The sequence below is a fragment of the Spirosoma oryzicola genome (assembly GCF_021233055.1).
Lineage (GTDB): Bacteria > Bacteroidota > Bacteroidia > Cytophagales > Spirosomataceae > Spirosoma > Spirosoma oryzicola.
Genome location: NZ_CP089538.1, coordinates 3,541,450 through 3,560,765, shown reverse-complemented (window position 1 = coordinate 3,560,765; position 19,316 = coordinate 3,541,450). Strand labels below are relative to the sequence as shown.

17 protein-coding genes are annotated in these 19,316 nt (G+C 49.2%); 11 read left to right on the top strand and 6 right to left on the bottom strand.

Going from position 1 to position 19,316, the window contains the following annotated elements; translation table 11 throughout:
* Positions 1-486: 486 nt before the first annotated feature.
* Complete coding sequence (locus tag LQ777_RS15070) at positions 487-2,313, top strand: alkaline phosphatase (RefSeq protein ID WP_232558755.1); 1,827 nt, start codon at positions 487-489, stop codon at positions 2,311-2,313.
* A gap of 154 nt (positions 2,314-2,467) precedes the next feature.
* Positions 2,468-2,686 (top strand): hypothetical protein, encoded by a 219-nt coding sequence (locus tag LQ777_RS15065; RefSeq protein ID WP_232558754.1) that lies wholly within the window; start codon positions 2,468-2,470, stop codon positions 2,684-2,686.
* Between the two features lie 25 nt (positions 2,687-2,711).
* On the opposite strand, the gene LQ777_RS15060 is transcribed toward LQ777_RS15065, so the two are convergent.
* Together LQ777_RS15060 and LQ777_RS15055 are read right to left on the bottom strand one after the other, a co-directional pair.
* A complete protein-coding gene (locus tag LQ777_RS15060) occupies positions 2,712-3,446 on the bottom strand; it encodes a DUF72 domain-containing protein (protein WP_232558753.1) in 735 nt (244 codons plus the stop codon).
* Between the two features lie 106 nt (positions 3,447-3,552).
* Positions 3,553-3,744: a hypothetical protein gene (locus tag LQ777_RS15055; RefSeq protein ID WP_232558752.1), complete on the bottom strand. Its 192-nt coding sequence runs from the start codon at positions 3,742-3,744 to the stop codon at positions 3,553-3,555.
* A 443-nt stretch (positions 3,745-4,187) separates the two neighbouring features.
* On the opposite strand from LQ777_RS15055, the gene LQ777_RS15050 reads away from it, so the two are divergent.
* Positions 4,188-4,619, top strand: coding sequence for a response regulator (locus LQ777_RS15050; protein WP_232558751.1), 432 nt, complete (start codon positions 4,188-4,190; stop codon positions 4,617-4,619).
* Between the two features lie 16 nt (positions 4,620-4,635).
* On the opposite strand, the gene LQ777_RS15045 is transcribed toward LQ777_RS15050, so the two are convergent.
* Entirely contained in the window at positions 4,636-5,592 is a 957-nt protein-coding gene (locus LQ777_RS15045) for an alpha/beta hydrolase (RefSeq protein ID WP_232558750.1), read from the bottom strand.
* 435 nt (positions 5,593-6,027) lie between these two features.
* On the opposite strand from LQ777_RS15045, the gene LQ777_RS15040 reads away from it, so the two are divergent.
* The 3 genes from LQ777_RS15040 (at position 6,028) to LQ777_RS15030 (ending at position 8,223) form a co-directional block, all read left to right on the top strand.
* Positions 6,028-6,630 (top strand): DUF3244 domain-containing protein, encoded by a 603-nt coding sequence (locus tag LQ777_RS15040; RefSeq protein WP_232558749.1) that lies wholly within the window; start codon positions 6,028-6,030, stop codon positions 6,628-6,630.
* 228 nt (positions 6,631-6,858) lie between these two features.
* A complete protein-coding gene (locus LQ777_RS15035; RefSeq protein ID WP_232558748.1) occupies positions 6,859-7,209 on the top strand; it encodes a hypothetical protein in 351 nt (116 codons plus the stop codon).
* Positions 7,210-7,329: 120 nt separating this feature from the next.
* Entirely contained in the window at positions 7,330-8,223 is an 894-nt protein-coding gene (locus tag LQ777_RS15030; RefSeq protein ID WP_232558747.1) for a hypothetical protein, read from the top strand.
* Between the two features lie 446 nt (positions 8,224-8,669).
* On the opposite strand, the gene LQ777_RS15025 is transcribed toward LQ777_RS15030, so the two are convergent.
* A complete protein-coding gene (locus LQ777_RS15025) occupies positions 8,670-9,125 on the bottom strand; it encodes a DUF2147 domain-containing protein (RefSeq protein WP_232558746.1) in 456 nt (151 codons plus the stop codon).
* A 337-nt stretch (positions 9,126-9,462) separates the two neighbouring features.
* Here LQ777_RS15025 and LQ777_RS15020 point away from each other — a divergent pair, with 337 nt between their 5' ends.
* The 3 genes from LQ777_RS15020 to LQ777_RS15010 all read left to right on the top strand — a co-directional run bounded on the left by LQ777_RS15020 (position 9,463) and on the right by LQ777_RS15010 (position 13,439).
* A complete protein-coding gene (locus LQ777_RS15020) occupies positions 9,463-9,672 on the top strand; it encodes a hypothetical protein (protein WP_232558745.1) in 210 nt (69 codons plus the stop codon).
* Positions 9,673-9,764: 92 nt separating this feature from the next.
* Positions 9,765-12,794, top strand: coding sequence for a sensor histidine kinase (locus tag LQ777_RS15015; protein WP_232558744.1), 3,030 nt, complete (start codon positions 9,765-9,767; stop codon positions 12,792-12,794).
* Between the two features lie 6 nt (positions 12,795-12,800).
* Positions 12,801-13,439, top strand: a complete 639-nt coding sequence (locus LQ777_RS15010) for a response regulator (RefSeq protein ID WP_232558743.1) — start codon at positions 12,801-12,803, stop codon at positions 13,437-13,439.
* A gap of 48 nt (positions 13,440-13,487) precedes the next feature.
* Here LQ777_RS15010 and LQ777_RS15005 read toward each other — a convergent pair whose 3' ends face one another.
* Together LQ777_RS15005 and LQ777_RS15000 are read right to left on the bottom strand one after the other, a co-directional pair.
* The gene (locus LQ777_RS15005; protein WP_232558742.1) at positions 13,488-13,877 is read right to left on the bottom strand and encodes a DUF779 domain-containing protein; all 390 of its coding nucleotides are present in this window, start codon (positions 13,875-13,877) and stop codon (positions 13,488-13,490) included.
* Between the two features lie 108 nt (positions 13,878-13,985).
* Positions 13,986-15,512 carry an aldehyde dehydrogenase family protein gene (locus LQ777_RS15000; protein ID WP_232558741.1) on the bottom strand — a complete coding sequence of 509 codons (1,527 nt, stop codon included), beginning with the start codon at positions 15,510-15,512 and terminating at the stop codon, positions 13,986-13,988.
* 283 nt (positions 15,513-15,795) lie between these two features.
* On the opposite strand from LQ777_RS15000, the gene LQ777_RS14995 reads away from it, so the two are divergent.
* Together LQ777_RS14995 and LQ777_RS14990 are read left to right on the top strand one after the other, a co-directional pair.
* Positions 15,796-16,725, top strand: coding sequence for an AraC family transcriptional regulator (locus tag LQ777_RS14995; protein WP_232558740.1), 930 nt, complete (start codon positions 15,796-15,798; stop codon positions 16,723-16,725).
* A gap of 89 nt (positions 16,726-16,814) precedes the next feature.
* A complete protein-coding gene (locus LQ777_RS14990; RefSeq protein ID WP_232558739.1) occupies positions 16,815-19,283 on the top strand; it encodes a TonB-dependent receptor domain-containing protein in 2,469 nt (822 codons plus the stop codon).
* Positions 19,284-19,316 lie beyond the last annotated feature (33 nt).

The window sequence follows — 19,316 nt, the reverse complement described above, 5'->3', positions numbered from 1 at the left end:
CCAGAATTAAAAATATCTTAATAAACAGGAGCGTCCCAAGCACTCAAATGCAGAGAGACCTGATTTATACTATAGTACTTTATACGGATTATAGTAATATTTTAATTATACTCTTGATAGTCAGTATTTTAATTTACTAGTTGAGCAGGAGTCGAAATAGGTAGTTTCACCAGAACTGGAAATTTTAGACTTTAAGTAAGTTTGCCAGATGCGTAAAGTTAAAGTAGCTCCCGGAATAGAAATAAAGTGGCAAGACCAGCAGAAGGGCGCTAATTATACTTATTTAAAGAAAAGGGGCGTGTTACTAAATCGTTAAGAAGTGACTTGAGTGCCGGTAAATAATAACAGTTACTTCACCAGACGATGCGGTGCGAACGCGCAATTGATCGTAGTTTTGTGGCTGGCTTACGGCTACCGTAGTAGCGCATTCATCGCCGTCCGGCGACTACAAACTCCCCCTGAGAGTCCAACTGTCTCGTTTATTGCATGATTTCTCGATTTCACTTCTTCTGCTTAACTGTATTTTTAATCAGCCGTTTCAGCTTCGCGCAACCGACCGGACTGTATACCACCGCCCAGGCACATTCGCACAACGATTACGCGCAGAACATCCCATTCCTGGCGGCTTATTACGCCAATTTCGGATCCATTGAAGCTGACGTTCACGCGTATCGGGGTCAGCTTTATGTGGCGCATGACTCATCGGATGTCGATAACAGCCGTACACTGGAACGACTGTATATCCAGCCAATCCTTCAAAAGATGCAAGAGCAGGGCGGTAAGATTTACAAAGATGGTGCTCCCTTGCAACTGCTGATCGACCTGAAAACGCCGGCAAGCCAGACGCTTCCTTTACTGATAAAACAGTTGGGCGCGTACCCCGCTGCTTTTGGCGTGAACGGACAGGTTCGTGTGGTGGTCAGCGGTACTATTCCGGCTCCTGATCAGTTCAACAACTTCCCCGACTGGCTACTCTTTGACGGACGGCCCGATGTAAACTATACAGCTGACCAACTCAAGCATATCGGACTGATCAGCCAGTCGTTTCTGGCGTTCAGTCGCTGGAATGGCAAAGGGCTTGTTGTGAAGAAAGAAGCGGAAAAGCTACAGGCGTTTGTGCGAAACGGGCATCAGCTGGGCAAAAAAATCCGGCTCTGGGCGACACCCGATAACATCAATACTTGGAAAGCGCTGGTTAATCTGGGCGTCGATTACATCAATACCGATCAGATCAGTGGACTGGCCGAATTCCTGAACTCACGACCCACCGCCGAATTTCAAAGTACGGATTTCCATACCGTCTACGAACCGACCTATCGCAACAACGATGCCCGTAGCCGGGTGCGCAACGTGATTCTGCTGATTGGCGATGGCATGGGGTTGGCCCAGATCTACACCGGGCTGACGGCCAACCGGGGTAACCTCAATCTGGCTAAAATGCTGAACATTGGTTTTTCGAAAACCAGTGCCGCCGATACCTACATTACGGATTCGGCAGCGGGAGCAACGGCCATGGCTACCGGACAGAAAACTAATAACCGGGCTATTGGCGTGGATTCGCTGAATCGGCCTCTGTTGGCCTTACCAGCGCAGCTAAAAAAATATGGCATAAAAAGCGGCTTGATCACGGCGGGTAGTGTAACCGACGCTACACCTGCGGCCTTCTACGCGCACCAACCCGACCGGTCATTCGAACAGGAGATTGCCACCGATTTTCTGGCGACCAAACCCGATATTCTTATTGGCGGTGGGTTGCGCTATTTCAAGGATCAGCATTTGCTTGATTCGTTGCGGAAAGACGGATACCGCGTCGGTGAACAGTTCAGCGACCTTACCCAGTTGAAAGCACCCTTCGTCCTGCTTGACGATAAAGCGGTGGTATCCATCGACAAAGGCCGGGGCAATTTCCTGACGAATAGTCTCCAAAAAGTAGTTGCGGAGTTGAAAGGAAATCAGGCTGGTTTTTTTATGATGGTCGAAGGTGCCCAGATCGACTACGGCGGTCATGTCAACAACATGAGCTACGTAGCGCGCGAAATGCTTGATTTTGACAAAGCCATTGGCGAAGCCATGCGTTTTGCTGACGCCGACGGGCAAACGCTGGTAATCGTTACCGCCGATCACGAAACGGGCGGGTTGACGTTGCTTGATGGAAACCTGAAAAAAGGATACGTCGATGGGCATTTCAGCACCAACGACCATACCGGAGTGATGGTGCCGGTTTTTGCCTACGGGCCGCATTCTCTGGACTTTCGGGGTGTTTACGAAAACACGGATATCTACCAGAAGATCATGGCGGTGCTGAAGAAATAGCTGTCTGCCCAATCTACAGCAGCCAGCCGGAGAACGGGCTATTTCAGGCAGTGTTTCTGTCAGGCCATGCTTCGATGAGTACAGTTCGCGCAGACATCCGTTGAGGCAAGGTGCCTCAATCGATTAGTTTTGGCGAACTCAGTACACATCGGTTATGAAACGCTTGCTTTTGCTTACCTGCTTTTCGGTTCTGTTTTCCTGCAAACCTTCGTCGGTCGGGAAACTCTGTTATAGTTGCACGGTATACACCACGGACAATCCACAGTCAGCCAAAATCACGCAGGAGCTGTGCGGGCAATCCGAAATGGAGCAGTACGTCGAGGACATGAGAGCCAAGCCAGGAACGGGTCTTATCTATTGCGTCAACAAGTAAAGACAAGGATGAGCAAGCAGGCCAATCAATCAAGGTTGTCCTGCGATTCCAGTATGGTTTTGAATGCCAGTGCATCCTGCATCATGTGGATATTGTTGAAAAATACGTATGACGGCTGCTCGTGAGGCAGAAGTTCCAGAAGCTCCGTCAACTCATGCGGTTCGTACTTGTATCGCCAGCCCTGCCGGCCGTGCAACCGGAAATAACACCGCTCAGGAGTTGTTGTTGTATTAACAAATGGATCAACGACGTGCCACAGGTCGAGGTCGTGACACAACGCACGAACGACCTGCCGGTCCCAGTTTCCTCTGGGTTCCCAGCATAACCGGAGTCCTGTCCGGTCGATTCGGGAAAAGAAGCCGACCATGTGGGCGATGTGTTCCGACGTCTGGGTAAAACTGGCTGGACACTGAAAGAGAATTGTCCGGGCTTTCAACGCATGGGCGCAGGCCAGGGTAAGCTGCCAGGCTTCTTCGACAATGGTAGTAGGACGGAAAAAACCAGCATCCGCCAGTTCCTGATCGGTGAGTTTTCGCCTGAGACGTTTGTAGGTTGGGCTCTTGGCTTGATGAGTAATTAGCTGCCAGGCTTTTAGGGTAAACTCAAAGTCGGCGGAAACATCATTGCGCCATCGGTGCAGGGTCGTCAGTTGCGGAGGTTGATAGAAGGTATGTTGTACTTCCACGCAGGAAAGACGTTGCTGATAGTTGGCTTTTGTGCCGTTGAAGCCGCAGGTGCCAACCCTGACGCTACTGCTCATGTGATGGTATGTTATCTGTTAACGTTACGAAGTTAGTTTTCTAATTAAGTCTTGGCCTGTGCGGTACTTCCAACACCGGTTAGCCAGTGAACAAGGCGCTGGTAGTTCACTCCGGCCAATTTTCGATTCCTGCCGCAATGCGCAACGCCCGCTGAACGTCATCCCAGTAAAAGCCATTATCGTAACCCGTTGATAAGCGGTCGCATGTTTCCAGAAAATTAGTAGCGGCCTCAATCTGCTGTTGGGCGGGTTGAGGTTGTTTGTCTGCGGACGTAGAGTGATCGGGCGAGGTTTCCATGATGAAACGTAAGTACCAGCTGCAAAAGACTGTTCCCGGTAGTGAGTGAACGGAGCAGGCCCTACCTAATTCAATGCTTTATGATCTCGTCCAAAACAAAGACTAAATACAGTAGGATTGGCATACCACGACAGACGTTTATTGCCAGCGTTACGTTTATAATAAAGGAGTAGTGCAGTCTAAATCCGTGTATCTGCGAGATTGTTGTTTATCCTGATTGATAGATTCAACGTAAGCCTTACCGAAGAAAACCGCGTATTCAGCGGTACGCACTGCCTGGAATCGTTTCTGACAGAAAGTAGTACTGTGCATGAGGCAATTGATCCGCCAAAGCACAACTGCTTATTATAAATAGATGGAGATTTTGTTACTTTTTAATTCATAATAAATCTAAAGTATGAAAGTTTTCTCCAGTTTTACATCTCAATTGCTGCCCGTTTGTTATGAACAAACCGTTTCCTATCTTATTGATAGATGATGATCCAATGGTTTTGGATACGCTAGAATATGCTGCGAAATACAGCTTTGAAGAAGCCACCTTCACCTATCTTGCCTCTTATCGGGAAGCCGTTAATTACCTGCATAGCCTAAAGGGTCCGGGTCCCAGGCTGATACTACTGGATGTGGATTTAAAGACAGAAGAGAACGGGTTTACTTTCCTGGAAGAATTACGGGCTCACCCGCAAGGCAAATCGCTGCCCGTCGTTATGCTGTCGGCTTACAAAACAGACGAAAACGTGGAAATGGCTAATGAATTAAATTCGACGTCGTTTGTTCAAAAACCGTTTGTCTTTAATGAATGGAAAGCCTGCATGAGCTCGCTGAAAAATTACTGGGTTAACACAGTCACGGTGCCCCAGGTCTGGTTCAATTAGTGTTTGTTGAACGAGTTTAGCGCAGAAAACTCAAGACGGCTTTCTGAAATTCCGCCAATGACTGCACATGCGGAATGTGGCCCACACCCGGAAGCTCCACCAATTGGCTGCCCACGATTTGTTGATGCGTGCGTTTGCCCAGTTCGGGGTATTGACCGTGCTGATTGACCAGCGCTTTAGGTACCCGCGCTTTCCCGACAATGGTCCGGTCGGCCTGACCGATAATTAATAGAGTGGGAGCTTTTAGGTTTTTGAATTCGTAACAAACAGGTTGCTCATAGATCATTTGGTATGTCAGGGCGTTGACCCAGGCAATCTGTTTGAAACGCGGATCTTCCAGTGCCGACGCTTGTACGCGCACCCATTCTTCGTATTTGGCTTCCCAAGTCGGGTAATAGCTCTGCTGGTACTTCTTGTACGACGCGTAGGTGGCCCCTAATTCACCTTCGTACAAACTATCAATGGGCGAATACGGAACAAATGTCCGGTAATCTTCTAATCCGATCGGATTTTCCAGGATCAGCTGACGTACCCGCTCGGGGTAACGTAAAGCGAAGCGCGTCGCCAGCATACCGCCCATTGAGTGGCCCATAACAACCACCTGATCGACCTGCAATGAATCAAGCAATTGCTTGTTATTCGCAGCCAGCGCATGGAAACTATAATGTAGATCAGGAAAATCCGACCGACCCCAGCCAACCTGATCCGGCGCAATAACCCGATAGCCCGCTTTGCTGAGAAAGTTAATTACGTCCCGCCAATAGATACCGCTGAAATTCTTACCGTGGAAAAGCAATACTGTTTTGCCGGTTGGCTTACCTATGGGTGCAACATCCATGTAAGCCATACGCATCGTTTTTTGCTCCTGGCGGAGCGTAATGTACCGAACAGGATGAGGGTAAGAAATAGACTGAGCCATTACGGAATAATGAACCAATCCCAGCATTAGCAGAAAATAAATAGACTTTTTCATAATGGATAAAGGAGATCAACGGGCAGGGAGTGGCTTGTTTTTCTGCCGTTTTAAGCATTCAGTTACGAATTATAACGGCAACTAAAGGGTATTGGTTAAGGGCATCACACTGATTTAAGCAAATGCGAAGCCATCAAATCAGCCTCGACTTGCTAATCTAAAAAGACGCTCATTATCTATAAATTGTATTTTTTCTGTAAAGTGTAAGACTAGTAAACAGATTAGTGCAAAAAATTAGAATTATTGAAAAAATACAAATAATAAGCTATATGGATGGACTTGTTGTACTTTTTTGATAAAATACCCATTATATTGATAAATAATTGTCTTTTTAAGGGAAGTTTTCTTGTTTTTGTACAACATGGCTTGCTTGCTATTGCATTGAATAGGCTTTATCTAGCACCTTTGTCACGGAAAAATATAAATTAAAGTCCAATGAAACAGTTCCGTTTAACAATTGCTGTACTACTTTCAGTATGGGGTCTGGCAGGCATGGGAGATGCTAAAGCTGACAATGGTTTAGTTATAAACGGGGTGAGTGTTGAGAAGTCCGAGCAAAAGAAAGTACGTTTATATATTCAAACGGCTGAGCCGGTTGACGTGGCTATTATTGATGCCGACGGCAATCTGCTTTATCGTGGTGTTGTTGCACGCAGTGAGAAAGGAATTACCTCGTTTAACCTCAACGGTCTGTCTGATGGTCAGTACTACCTGACAGCCAGCAACGACTCGTACTGGATGTCGCAGGGGCTGACGATCAAAGGTAACACGGTTATTGTTGACGAAAGCAGCCAGAAACAACTGGTGCAGCCAACTATTTCGGCCTATGATAAAAACAAGTTCGAAGTGACACTGCCTGCCCAAAATGTAGAAGCAAACGTAGCTATCTACGACTCACGCAATGTGCTGGTTCAAACCGGTTCGTTGAATGGCTCGGCTCGTCGGTTCGATTTGTCTGCTCTGCCTGATGGTGCCTACACCTTCATCGTTGGCCCGGATCAGAAGCAGTTTTCAACGCGCGTTGACATTAAACACTAAGCCGCTGACATAGCAAACGCTTAGACTCGTTCTCAACTAAGGCGATCAGGTTTTTCGGACAAACCGAGTCGCACCCCAATTGCCCGCTGTACCTCTCAGGTGCAGCGGGTTTTTTGTGCGTCAAGGATACATGCCTGCGCTGCATTATAACGCGTGCTGATTTTTGTAAAATAATAGAGTGACTACAACCTATTTACAATCTGACGGATCATAGTACAAAACGACAAAATGATGGGGCGCATTTTCATTCTGGCTGGCTTGCTGCTGTGTTTTGCTGGCTGTAAACAACAAGCGGTTGATGCATCTGTATCGGCTTGCTATGCAAACATCGGCCAACTGACTCGGTCTCAACGAGTGGTTGACGCTCCCGTAACGGTTGTGGTCTCCGGAGGTTTACAAAGCGGGGGGCAACTTATCCCAGCTAATGGCGTACCCTGGAATGCCTGTAACCTACCGTTTGAATTTCAACGGGACAGTTTGGCGATTTACGTGAGTGGTTATTTTCTTACCTCGCCTGAGTTAGAGCGGATGAATGTAAGTCTGTTACCTTTCGAAGTGACTTCTTCGAGGTTGAGGTAAGGATGCGGTCGTATGCGTCTATAAATCACTTCTACTGATCGAAAGAAACATATAGTAACTGATAAGTAAGTAAATCGATTTGGATAAGCCTTTATATAATATAAATGATCTATATATTCCATGAAGCTTATCGATAAGGTAAAGGCGGTACTTAATGAAATTTATCGTGTTAAAGAAGATAATAAGGCGATACGGTTAGTTATTGGTGCGGCTCTTGCTAGGACAGTTCCTCAAGCCAAATCACTGAAAGACGCTGAATTTAAAGTATTTTCTCAATTTGGTGACGACGGTATTATTCAATACTTAATCAACCATGTAAAACCTAAAATTGATACGTTCGTCGAGTTTGGCGTTGAAAATTACGAAGAGTCGAATACTCGTTTCCTATTGATGAATAATAATTGGAGAGGCCTCATTTTGGATGGCTCTCCTGCGCACATTGAGTACATAAAAAACCGCTCCTTCTTTTGGCAGTATGACCTTACTGCTATAGCTAGTTTTATCACAGCGGAGAATATTAATCAACTTCTAGCAGAGAACGGAGTTTCTGGTCAAATTGGTCTGCTAAGCATCGACATCGATGGTAATGATTATTGGGTTTGGAAAGCAATCAAGGCCGTAGAGGCAGATATTGTTATTGCTGAATATAACAGTTTGTTTGGGGCCGAAAGAGCTATAACTGTGCCTTATAAAGCTGATTTTGTGCGAACAGGAGAGCACTATTCTAACCTTTATTTTGGCGCATCTTTAACTGCTTTGCATGATCTAGCAGCCGAAAAAGGATATTCATTCGTAGGGTGTAATCAGGCGGGTAATAATGCTTATTTTGTTAAAAATGACAAACTTAATGGGTTGCCTCCGTTGTCAGTAGCGGATGGTTTTGTCGCTGCTCGTTTTAGAGAGAGCAGAAGTGAGACGGGCCTGCTAACGTTGCTGAACGAGAAAAATAGGAGAGAAATGATTGAAAATCTTCCTGTTATTAACACGAGGAATGGCAAGCAAGAACTTTTATAAAGGGTTTTAGTTACCTCCTTTAATGCTCTGTTAAGCGCTGAGCTAAAAACTGAGCGATTAATGAAAAGGATAATAAGACATAAGTGACCATCTGAAATAGCCTTTGTAGAAGAGAGGGTGTCGCGGAATGCTCACTTGTCAAGCGTTTCTTAAATAAATCAACGTACTGTCATCAGCCATTTATACTAACCATAAGGGATAGCTGGTAACTCCTTGGTAAACTATTTCTTTTCCGGTTTCAATTTTTCTTTAGGGCTGTAATACCTACCTTTGCAAGGTCAAAATGGGTGAAACTCCGACGGCTTGCCGCAACGGTTAAACTCTAAGCCCGGCTGGTCCGAACAGCCGGGCTTTTTTATGTCCTTGATTTAGAGAGCATTTCCCTCGTCGCTCCATGTGCCCATAGGCTGGGTAGTCAGAAAGCCATCGAGTAGTACATCAGCGTTTTATCTGACCCGAGTCCAGGTTTTGGTTTTGCCTAATAGAGGAATGCCCATCACGTAGCCGTGCAAGTCCAGCGAGTTGGGATCTTTAAGCGTTAAATCACAACTGTACGTCTTCCCATCCTCGGGGTTATAAATCTGCCCGTCGGTCCAGACGTTGTTTCCTTTGTAAGTTAAATTCGTCATGATGACCAGGTTCAGCAGTGGACGGTTGCGGAGCTTTTCGTCAGGGTTCTCCCTGTCGGTTTTAGGTCTGTTCGTTTCCGGGTCGTTCGGTTCAGCCATCCAGACGATCCGCCCAAAATACTTGTTGCCCTGTTTAAAAATCTGAACCTGATTTTTCTTTCTGGCGCTAAGCCATTTGCCTTCTACTGCATCGGGATTATCGGGTAGGGGTGCGTACGCTGACAGCGTTAGCAGGCACAAAAGCACAAAGATAACCAGGCGGCAGGGGTTCATAAGTTGATAGATGATCAATGATTTGTTGTATAAACTCAATTAAAGACAATTTAGTCGGATAAGTTACCCGAAACATCATTCAGTTATACTGATCGGGACTGCTTCTCCTGCTTTGTTAGAGTCGGCAACAGCCAAAAAGATTAAACTCGTTCCACTGCGTAAGGCTATATAATTTTATCCTGATTACATTTTAACCCCACCTATTGACGATCTATTCGGTATTCTGCTCAATTCGATAACGATCCGGTAGTTATTCGTGTCCGGTAGCGTGAAGTTTAGGCTTACAAAAGGCGTTTGACAACGTCATTAGTCATTCTTCGCGAAAGTGCCTGAAACTATGAATATCGAAGCTGTTTATTATGTGTATCGAGTGCACCGCTTCCTGAATTCGGAGGAGCCCCGTACGAGTGGACCCAGGTTATTCGATCTACCCAAAACGGAACCCAATCCGCACAGAACCGAGCAGGCCGCTATCGATTACATCAATCGGCAGAATGAAGCGTTGCACGCCTTTACAATCGTTAAGGTATATGAACCACGAGGGTGATTCCCGCAGTATGCATTTCACATCTTTATGCGAGCCAATTGAGTTGACTTTGGACAAGACGCTGGCAACCTTTGTAAGATGTTGAGGTAGCTATGGGAAAAGGCATCAGATGGCTCGCTGTGCTAGGGATTGGCTGGTTGCTTGCGGTTGGACCCTCGGAGAAAACTCGGGCGCAATCGGCGGAGGCAGCGTTTGTTCGCTACACAACCAATCAGGGGTTGTCGAACGACGTTGTTACGGCCATTGCCAAAGACCAGCGTGGTTTTATGTGGGTCGGGACGATCAACGGGCTAAACCGCTTCGACGGTGTGCAGGTCAAAGTCTACAAGCGGACGGGACGACCAGATGGTTTGCCCGGTAATTATGTCGTGCCGGGCGGAATTACACCCGACCAGAACGGCCATTTATGGGTATCAACAAATCGGGGCCTTTATCGCTTCGATCCCACCAAGGAGCAGGGGCAGACCATAGCGCTGCCCCAATTGCGCGATCGCCAGGCTGACAATGATTTTGTTTCGCCGGTTCGGTTCGACAAAGCCGGGATGGGCTGGTTTTCTTCTGTTGATCGGCTGTATCGAATAGATCCCCGTACACGTCAACTGACGGCGTATGCATTACCTCATATAATGCCTGCTGCCTATGCTAGCCCGTTTATTGACCGGCGGGGAAACGTGTGGGTTGTTGTTGCGGGGGCTTTGTATCAATTTGACCCCAGCCGCCGTCGGTATGCCTATGTTATTGGGAAGGATAAACATCATCCCAACGCTTCTCTTGAGGTGAATGGATTGGCTGAAAGCAAATCCGGAACGCTTTACGCCTACACGACGCAGCGCTTAATGCGGTATGAAGTCGCTACCAATCGCTTCGTCGAATATCTGGGTAAGTCGGGAATTATAACCGAAATGGCAGAAGGGAAAGGAGCCGACGGCAAACCGATCTTCTGGCTGGGCGGGCTTACCCAATTGACCCGTTACGACCCCGTCAGAAATAGCTACACTACGTTTGAACGAATTGCTGACGACCCAACCAGCTATCCGGGGGGGATGACGGGATCATTGTATAGTGACTCCTTAACGGGGGCGCTCTGGGTCGGTACCAAGTACGGTCTGGCTGTCATCGATCCGGTAGCGACCAAATTCGGTCGTCAGTTGGTACGGGACTCGGTAGATAATAGAACCGTAAGTAGTGTAACGGTCATTCTTCAGGATTACTGTACGGATTCGTTATTCTGGGGTGTAACCCAAAATGCCCGTTTGTTTCGCTGGAACCACCAGGGAACGCTGCAAACGGTTGCCACCATGACAGATAAAGTGGCCTACGCGTTAACACAAGATCAGTATGGGCGGCTGTGGGTTGGTCTGGAAGACGGTGTTGGTGTGTATGATCCGACGCGTAAGCAGTGGCAGTACAAACGGGTTTCTCGTTCCGAAAATGTTAATAGCCAGTCGCCATCCGTTCCAATCCGGAGCTTCTACAACGACCGGCAGGGGCGGCTGTGGTTAGGCTCTGGTCGGCAGGGGCTGTACTGGTATGATCCGGCTACAGACCGAATTCGTGCCTGGCGGCTGTCTACCGAAACGGATCAGTTGTTTAGTGTAAGCCGAATGCAGGAAGATAACCAGGGGCGACTCTGGGTGCTGACGACACGCGGTCTGGTTCGCATCAATGCGACGCGGAGTCAGGCCGTTCGTGTCGAGATACAGAGTTCTAAGCCCGTCGTTCAGCCATCGAACCAGTTACAAAGTACCTTTCTGATCGACCGCCAGGGAAACCTTTGGTTGTCGGGCATCGATTTTATGGTTAAAGCGGATACGAATGGGCACGTTTTGCAGACATACACGCTGGAAAATGGCTTGTTGGCCGATCATATTTTTGGAATAGCGGAGGACAAACGGGGGCATCTTTGGCTGGCCACCGATGAGCAACTGCACGAGCTTGATCCCGTAACGAAACGGTTTCGCTACTACAGCAAAGCCAGTGGGCTGTTAACGAATAATCTGTTTCAACCCATCACACAAAGCCGTCAGGGCGAGTTGTTTATTGGCGCAGAAGGGGGATTTGTTTACTTCCAACCCGAACAGCTACGAAAAAATAAGATGCCGCCCCCGGTCGTCGTCACCGAAGTCCGGGTCAACAATCGTCCGCGTAGGCTTGAACCAGGCCAGTCTGTTCAACTGGAACCCGACGAAACGACGGTAACGGTTGCATTTGCCGCGCTCAACTACAGTCAGGCTACAAAAAACCGGTATGCGTACAAACTACTGGGATTTGACGAGGAATGGATTACAACCGATGCCCGTACGGCAACGTACACCAATCTGGCTCCCGGCAATTACCAGTTACGCATCCGGGCGGCTAACAGCGATGGTGTCTGGAATCAAACCGGGACTACGGTACTCATGCGTGTCATCCCGGCTTATTATCAGACCATTTGGTTTAAAGCACTGGTTCTGGCAACAGTGCTGATTATCCTGTGGGGAATCTACCGAAATCGTCAGCTTCAGCAGCAGCGACTGACCCGAATCCGGGATCGAATCGCTACGGATTTGCACGACGATATTGGATCGACGCTAAGCAGTATTCGTATTTTCAGTGATGTAGTACAGAGCCAGATTGCTGACGTTCGGCCTGAGTCTGTCCCATTGTTGCAACGCATCAGTGCCAACGCCACCACCCTCGCCGAGTCTATGCAGGACATTATCTGGACGATCAAAGCGCGCAACGATGGATTGGACGATGTGGTGAGCCGGATGCGCGAATTCGGGCTGCGGCTTACGGAAGCAAAAGGTATCAAGTTTACTATGACCGCAACGGAACCCTTTCCAGCCCTGAAACTAGATGTCGAACAGCGCCGTAACCTATACCTGATATTTAAAGAAAGCGTGAATAACGCCGTCAAGTACGCCCATTGCTCCCGGCTTGATGTATCGTTGAGCGTTGTTGGGCGGCAGTTGCACGTCAAGATTCAGGATGACGGACAAGGGTTCGATCCGGCAACGGTACGGTTGGGCAATGGGTTAGTGAATCTACAGACGCGTGCGCGCGACATTCGGGGGAAACTAGCCATTACGTCTGCGCCGGGTGCCGGTACATCGGTGGTATTAACGACCCCGCTTTCCTAAATGACTATGACGGATATTGGCATTATTTACTACGAAGACAACCGCGAACTGCGCGAAGGACTTTCGTTTCTGATTCAGGCGACGCCGGGGCTAACCTTGCTGGGCGCGTTTGGCAACTGTCAGCACCTGCCCGAAGAAATACGTTCGCTTCGACCCGACGTAGTGTTGATGGATATTGATTTGCCCGGCATTAGCGGCATCGAGGCCGTACCGATGGTTAAGGCTGTTTTGCCAGCCACGCAGGTACTGATGCTGACGGTGTTTGACGATGAAGACAAAATTTTTCGGGCGATTCGGAACGGAGCCAGTGGCTATTTGCTCAAGCATACGTCGCCCGCCGAGTTGGTAGCAGCTATCTTCGATCTGCACCGGGGCGGATCGCCGATGACCGCGAGCATCGCCCGGAAGGTATTATTGCATTTTCAGCAACCAAAGGCGCAGCCAAGCGATGACTACAAGCTGTCGGTACGCGAACTGGATATTGTGAAAGGATTGGTCAGTGGGTACAGCTACAAACTGATTGCCGACGAACTGCACATCAGCATCGATACGGTGCGGTCGCACATCCGCAGTATTTACGATAAGCTACAGGTCAACTCAAAAACTGAAGCCGTTCTAAAAGCCATGCGGGAAGGACTTGTGTGAACCGCTATTAGGTTGGTAAATTACTGACCGATAGTTATTTGACTGATGTTAACTATCGCCCCCTACCCGAACCGGTGGCAGATGATTCATTTCGTCTTCGCTGAATAGGCGTGAACGGATCAGGAAGCGAATGCCCAGTGGAATTTCGAGCGAAAAACTGGCTCCCCGCCCCGGCGTCACATCGACGGTCAGGTGCGTGTGTCGCCAGTATTCGAACTGATCTTCCGACATCCAGAAATCACAGTCCTCAATCTTACCCAGCCACACATCAGTCGAGCCAATGATAAAATCACCCACGGCGTAACACATAGGCGATGAGCCATCGCAGCACCCCCCGCTCTGATGAAACATTAACGGTCCGTGCTGGACCTTCAGGTTGTCGATAACGTTGGCGGCTGCCGGGGTTACATCGACGCGGGAGGTGGTTTGCGTGGTCATAAAAAAATCAGTGGTACGCACTTAGCTGTCGGATAAAATCTGAGTGATTACTAAAAGCGGACTGAATCGAGCAACTAATTTTAGCGCTCGACCCAGTCCGCTTCTCTATTAAAAGAACCCTAACTTGCTCTTGCTGTACGAAATCAGAATGTTCTTCGTCTGCCGGTAATGATTGAGCATCATGTGGTGATTCTCCCGACCAAAACCCGACTTCTTGTAGCCGCCAAACGGTGCGTGCGCCGGATAATTGTGGTAGCAGTTCACCCACACACGGCCCGCCTGAATCTGACGAGGAATCTGGTACAACTCGTGCGCATCCCGAGTCCACAAACCTGCCCCGAGCCCGTACAGCGTATCGTTGGCCGTCGCGATGGCTTCGTCAGCATCTTTGAAGGTCGTCACTGATACGACAGGCCCGAAGATTTCCTCCTGAAAAATGCGCATTTTGTTGTTGCCTTTGAAGATGGTGGGCTGGATGTAATAACCACTTTCCAGCCCGTTATCCACTAAACCGGCGGGGCCGCCACCCGTCAGGATCTCGGCCCCTTCTTGCTTGCCGATATCGATGTAAGAGAGAATTTTTTCGTATTGATCGTTACTGGCCTGGGCACCCATCATCGTATCCGGGTCGAGCGGGTGGCCTAACTTAATGGCCTTGGTACGCTCAACAACTCGTTCGATAAACCGGTCGTAGGCCCGCTCATGAATGAGCAGTCGCGAGGGGCAGGTACAGATCTCGCCCTGGTTCAAGGCAAACATCACCGCACCTTCTACGCATTTGTCGAAGAACTCATCGTCCGCATCGGCGATGGACTCCATGAAGATGTTAGGGGATTTACCGCCCAACTCCATCGTTACCGGAATCAGGTTTTCCGACGCGTATTGCATGATCAGTCGGCCCGTCGTCGTTTCACCCGTGAAGGCTACTTTCGCGATGCGCTTGGACTGAGCCAATGGCTTGCCTGCTTCGGGGCCGAAACCATTGACAATGTTCACCACGCCGGGCGGAATCAGCCCTTCGAGCACTTCCATCAACACCAGAATCGACGTTGGCGTCTGCTCAGCGGGTTTCATCACCACGCAGCAGCCAGCGGCCAGCGCCGGAGCCAGCTTCCAGGTAGCCATCAGCAGCGGAAAATTCCAGGGGATAATCTGCCCGACAACGCCAATGGGTTCCTTGATGATCATCGACACCGTGTCTTTGTCGAGTTCGGCCAGGCTGCCTTCTTCGGCCCGGATCACCCCGGCGAAGTAGCGGAAATGATCGACAACCAACGGTAAGTCAGCGGCCATCGTTTCGCGAACGGCTTTCCCGTTTTCGACCGTTTCGACGCGGGCCAGAAATTCAAGATTTTGTTCGATCCGGTCGGCAATCCGAATCAGCATGTTGCTGCGTTCGGTCGCCGACGTACGGGACCAGGCCGGAAAAGCCTTGTGTGCCGCATCGAGTGCCAGTTCAACATCGGCGGCTTTGGAACGAGGAACACGGGCGATTAAGCTATCGTCGATAGGCGAGTTGTTCGCAAAGTATTCGCCATCTACCGGAGCCACCCATTTACCGCCAATGTAGTTCTCGTACTGGCTCTTAAACTCAGGCCGGGGCAGAATCTTGCTTGGAGCTTCTAATACTTCCATGTTCGTAACGAAGAAAAGTTAAATTGGATTTGTTACAAAGTTTGGATAAATTGTTCTATAAAAATTGACCAATCGTATCGTCTCCCTGCACTATCCTATCAAAATGGCGGCTAAAGTATAATGCGTTAACTGCCCGAAAACTGCTATGTACTTAGGATCAATTAATGTCTCTATCTTTTAAATACACTAAGATTTGTGATAATAATACTAGTTAAGTATCAGTAAATGACTAATTTGCGCATGCTGAACCCGGCAATACGCTCGTGTAACTAGACCATTCTTCATGAAACGCGTACAGAAAACTCCGCTAGACATTTCGTATCACCTGAAATCCCGGCGGCTGGAACAGGAAGTAGAGAATCGGACTGCTTATACCATCGATACAGCAGAATTAAACATTTACGAAACGCAGCACGTAGCCGAAAAGGTGGAGCTGACGTTTACCAATCCGGTACTGGCCAGCATGATCCGGGGAAAGAAAGTAATGCATCTGCCCGGAACGCCTTCGTTCGATTTGCTTCCTGGCGAGTCGGTCATTGTACCCAGCGAAGAAACCATGCGCATCGATTTCCCCGAAGCGCAAAGCCAGAATCCTACCCAATGTCTGGCACTGGCGATTGATCCCGATAAAGTAAAGCAGGTTACGGATATGCTTAATGACCGGACTCCGCTCGTGGATAATTCGCAGGGGTGGCAGTTTGGGCAGGCCAACTTTTTTCTGACCAACGACGAACCCATTCATCAGTTGATTGCTCGCCTGATCTACATCTTCACCGAAAATAATCAGGCCAAAGATGTGTTCGCCAATCTGGTGTTGCAGGAACTGATGGTTCGGCTGATGCAAACCCAGGCCCGGACACTGCTGTTGAGTTCATCGAGTCCTCTGGTTAATGAGAACCGTTTAGCGCACATTGCGCAGTACATCAATAAAAACCTAAGCCGTAGCCTGCACATCAAGGAGTTGGCCGACGAAGCCTGCATGAGCGAGCCGAATTTCTACCGGACGTTCCGGCAGACGTTTGGCATAACGCCCGTCGATTTTATCAACCAACAGCGCATTTCGCTGGCGTCCAAGCTGCTGCGGACCACCAGTCGCTGTCTGGCGGATATCAGCGTCGATTGCGGGTTCAATAACCTTACTTATTTTATGAAGTTGTTTCGGCGCGCGATGGGCATGTCGCCCGCCCAATACCGTAAACAAAGCCTGTTCTAGCCGCACGACCGCGTTCTATTTTCACATCTTTGTGCGATTGATGGGCGTGGTCTGACTGACCAACTTTGCAGTGTTAAACAACAACTGCAATGAAACGCCAACCTCTACTATTCTGTCAATTAACGTATTGCGTTCTGCTGATGTTAGGCGGTAGCCTGATGTCATCCTTGTCCCTGGCTCAGTCGTCGGTTCGGACGGCTGTGATGGGAAAGGTACACGACCCGGCGGGAAAGCCGCTTGAGTTTGCCACCCTCATGCTGGTAAAAGCCAGTGACTCTACACTGGTGAAAGGTACTATCGGAGATGCGGAGGGCGGCTACACGTTCGACAATGTTAAGCCGGGAACGTACCAGGTCACGGCTCAGGTTGTGGGTTTTCAAAAGACTTTATCCAGGCCGTTTACCGTTGCCGCCGATCAACCGCAAACGGATGTGCCGGCACTTGTCCTGAACAACGCTACGAAAACGTTAGGCGAAGTAACCGTTACAGGGCAAAAACCGTTTATCGAGCAACTGCCGGACAAAACCGTCGTCAACGTCGAAAACAGTATTGTTTCGGCGGGAGGAACAGCGCTGGAAGTGCTTGAAAAAGCGCCGGGCGTCGTCGTCGATAATCAGAACGACCGCATCAGCTTCAAAGGACGTGAGGGCGTACTAGTCATGATCGACGGTAAACCAACGTATCTGTCTGCTCAGGAAGTAGTTAATCTGTTGCGCAATACGCCCAGCAACAGCGTGCAGACAATCGAGCTGATTACGAACCCATCTTCTAAATACGACGCTGCCGGAAACGCGGGTATTATCAACATCCGACTTAAGCGCGGCAGTCGTGCTGTCGGTGGCGGCACGGCGGGGAGTGCTACGTTCGGGGCAGGATATGGTCGGTACCCGAAAGCGTCGGCGGGGGCAACGCTCAACCATAAAGCAGGAAACTGGAACCTGTTTGGTAACTACAACTACGATTATCGCCAGCGGTATTCGTCTGTCGATGCGCTGCGCCGATTTGGGGCGGGAGATTCGCTAACGACGGTGAACAACCTGGGCACGCAAATCAGTACCGAGCGGGTGCATACGTTTAAAGCGGGTGCCGATTATGCGCTGAGCCGCAACACAACGGTCGGGGTTATGATTAATGGATTGCTGACCGATCGGGCGTCTGGTATCGACAATACCAATTTGATTTACAACGCACAGCATAAGCTTCAGCAGACCGTAACGATGACGAATACATCAACGCGACCCATGCAACGGCTGTCGGCCAATGCCAATCTCAAACATACGTTTGATACGCTGGGGCGGGAATTGACGATTGATCTGGATTACGGGCAGGTGCACGTCAACGGGCAGGATAACATGCGGACTCGCTATGTGAACGCGCAGAACGAAGAAATTCGTCCTCCGCTGCTTCAGCTGAACCAGACTCCTTCCGCTATTTTGATTCAGGCCGTAAAAGCTGATTACGTTCATCCGATGCGTGGAGGACTGAAATTGGAAACCGGGGGTAAAATCAGTTATGTGACATCCGACAATGATGTACGTTTCGGGACTGTGACGGAAAGTGGTTACGTGCCCGACCCGCAGCGAACGAATCATTTTCTGTACAAAGAAACAATTGGCGCTGGTTATCTGAGCGGAAGTCAAAGCTGGGCTAAATGGTCCGTACAGGCTGGGGTTCGGCTGGAATACACGCGTTCTGTTGGCAATTCGGTAACGCTCCAGAAAGTCGTAGACCGTAGTTACCTGAACGCATTTCCGAGTGCGTTTCTAACCTACAAAGCCAGCCCGGATCATCAGTGGACCAGTTCCTACAGTCGCCGGATCGATAGACCGAGCTATCAGGATCTCAATCCATTCATCTACGTGATGGACCCGTATACCTTCGCGCAGGGGAATCCCTTTCTACGGCCTCAGTACACGAATGCGTTTCAGGTAGGCTACACCTATAAAAATGAAACGAACGTCAGTCTGGGTTACAATCACACGACGGACGTCATTACAGGCGTCAATGAGCAGCAGGGGCAGGTCCTGAAATCGACCACGGTCAATCTGGCGGTGCTCAACAATATTGTATTAAGTCTGAGCACACCGCTAAAACTGACTGCCTGGTGGACCGTCCGACAAACGGCAGATATTTTTCTGAATGCTTACGACGCGGAATACCTTGGCGAGCGGTTAGACTATCGGCGCGTGTCGGCCAACTTTACGATGAACCACCGGTTTACGCTTGCCAAAGGATTTACCGCTGAACTGTCGGGCTGGTACAACACCGCGTCAATCTACGGTCAGGGCCGATTCGGCGGTATGGGGCAGGTGAACGTAGGTCTTCAAAAAACAATGCTGGCGAAAGCGGCCACCTTGCGCCTGAACGTAAGCGACATTCTGGACATCACGCGGAACCGGGGAACGATCCAATACGCGGGTACGAACCTGACCTTCACCAACCGCTGGGAAACGCGCGTAGCCCGACTGACGTTTACCTATAATTTCGGCAATCGTAACTTAAAAGTAGCCCGCCAGCGTCAGTCCAGCGTAGAGGACGAACAAAGCCGGGTAAGGTAGGATTCTGTTCCTCTCCGACGGATCGGAGAGGAA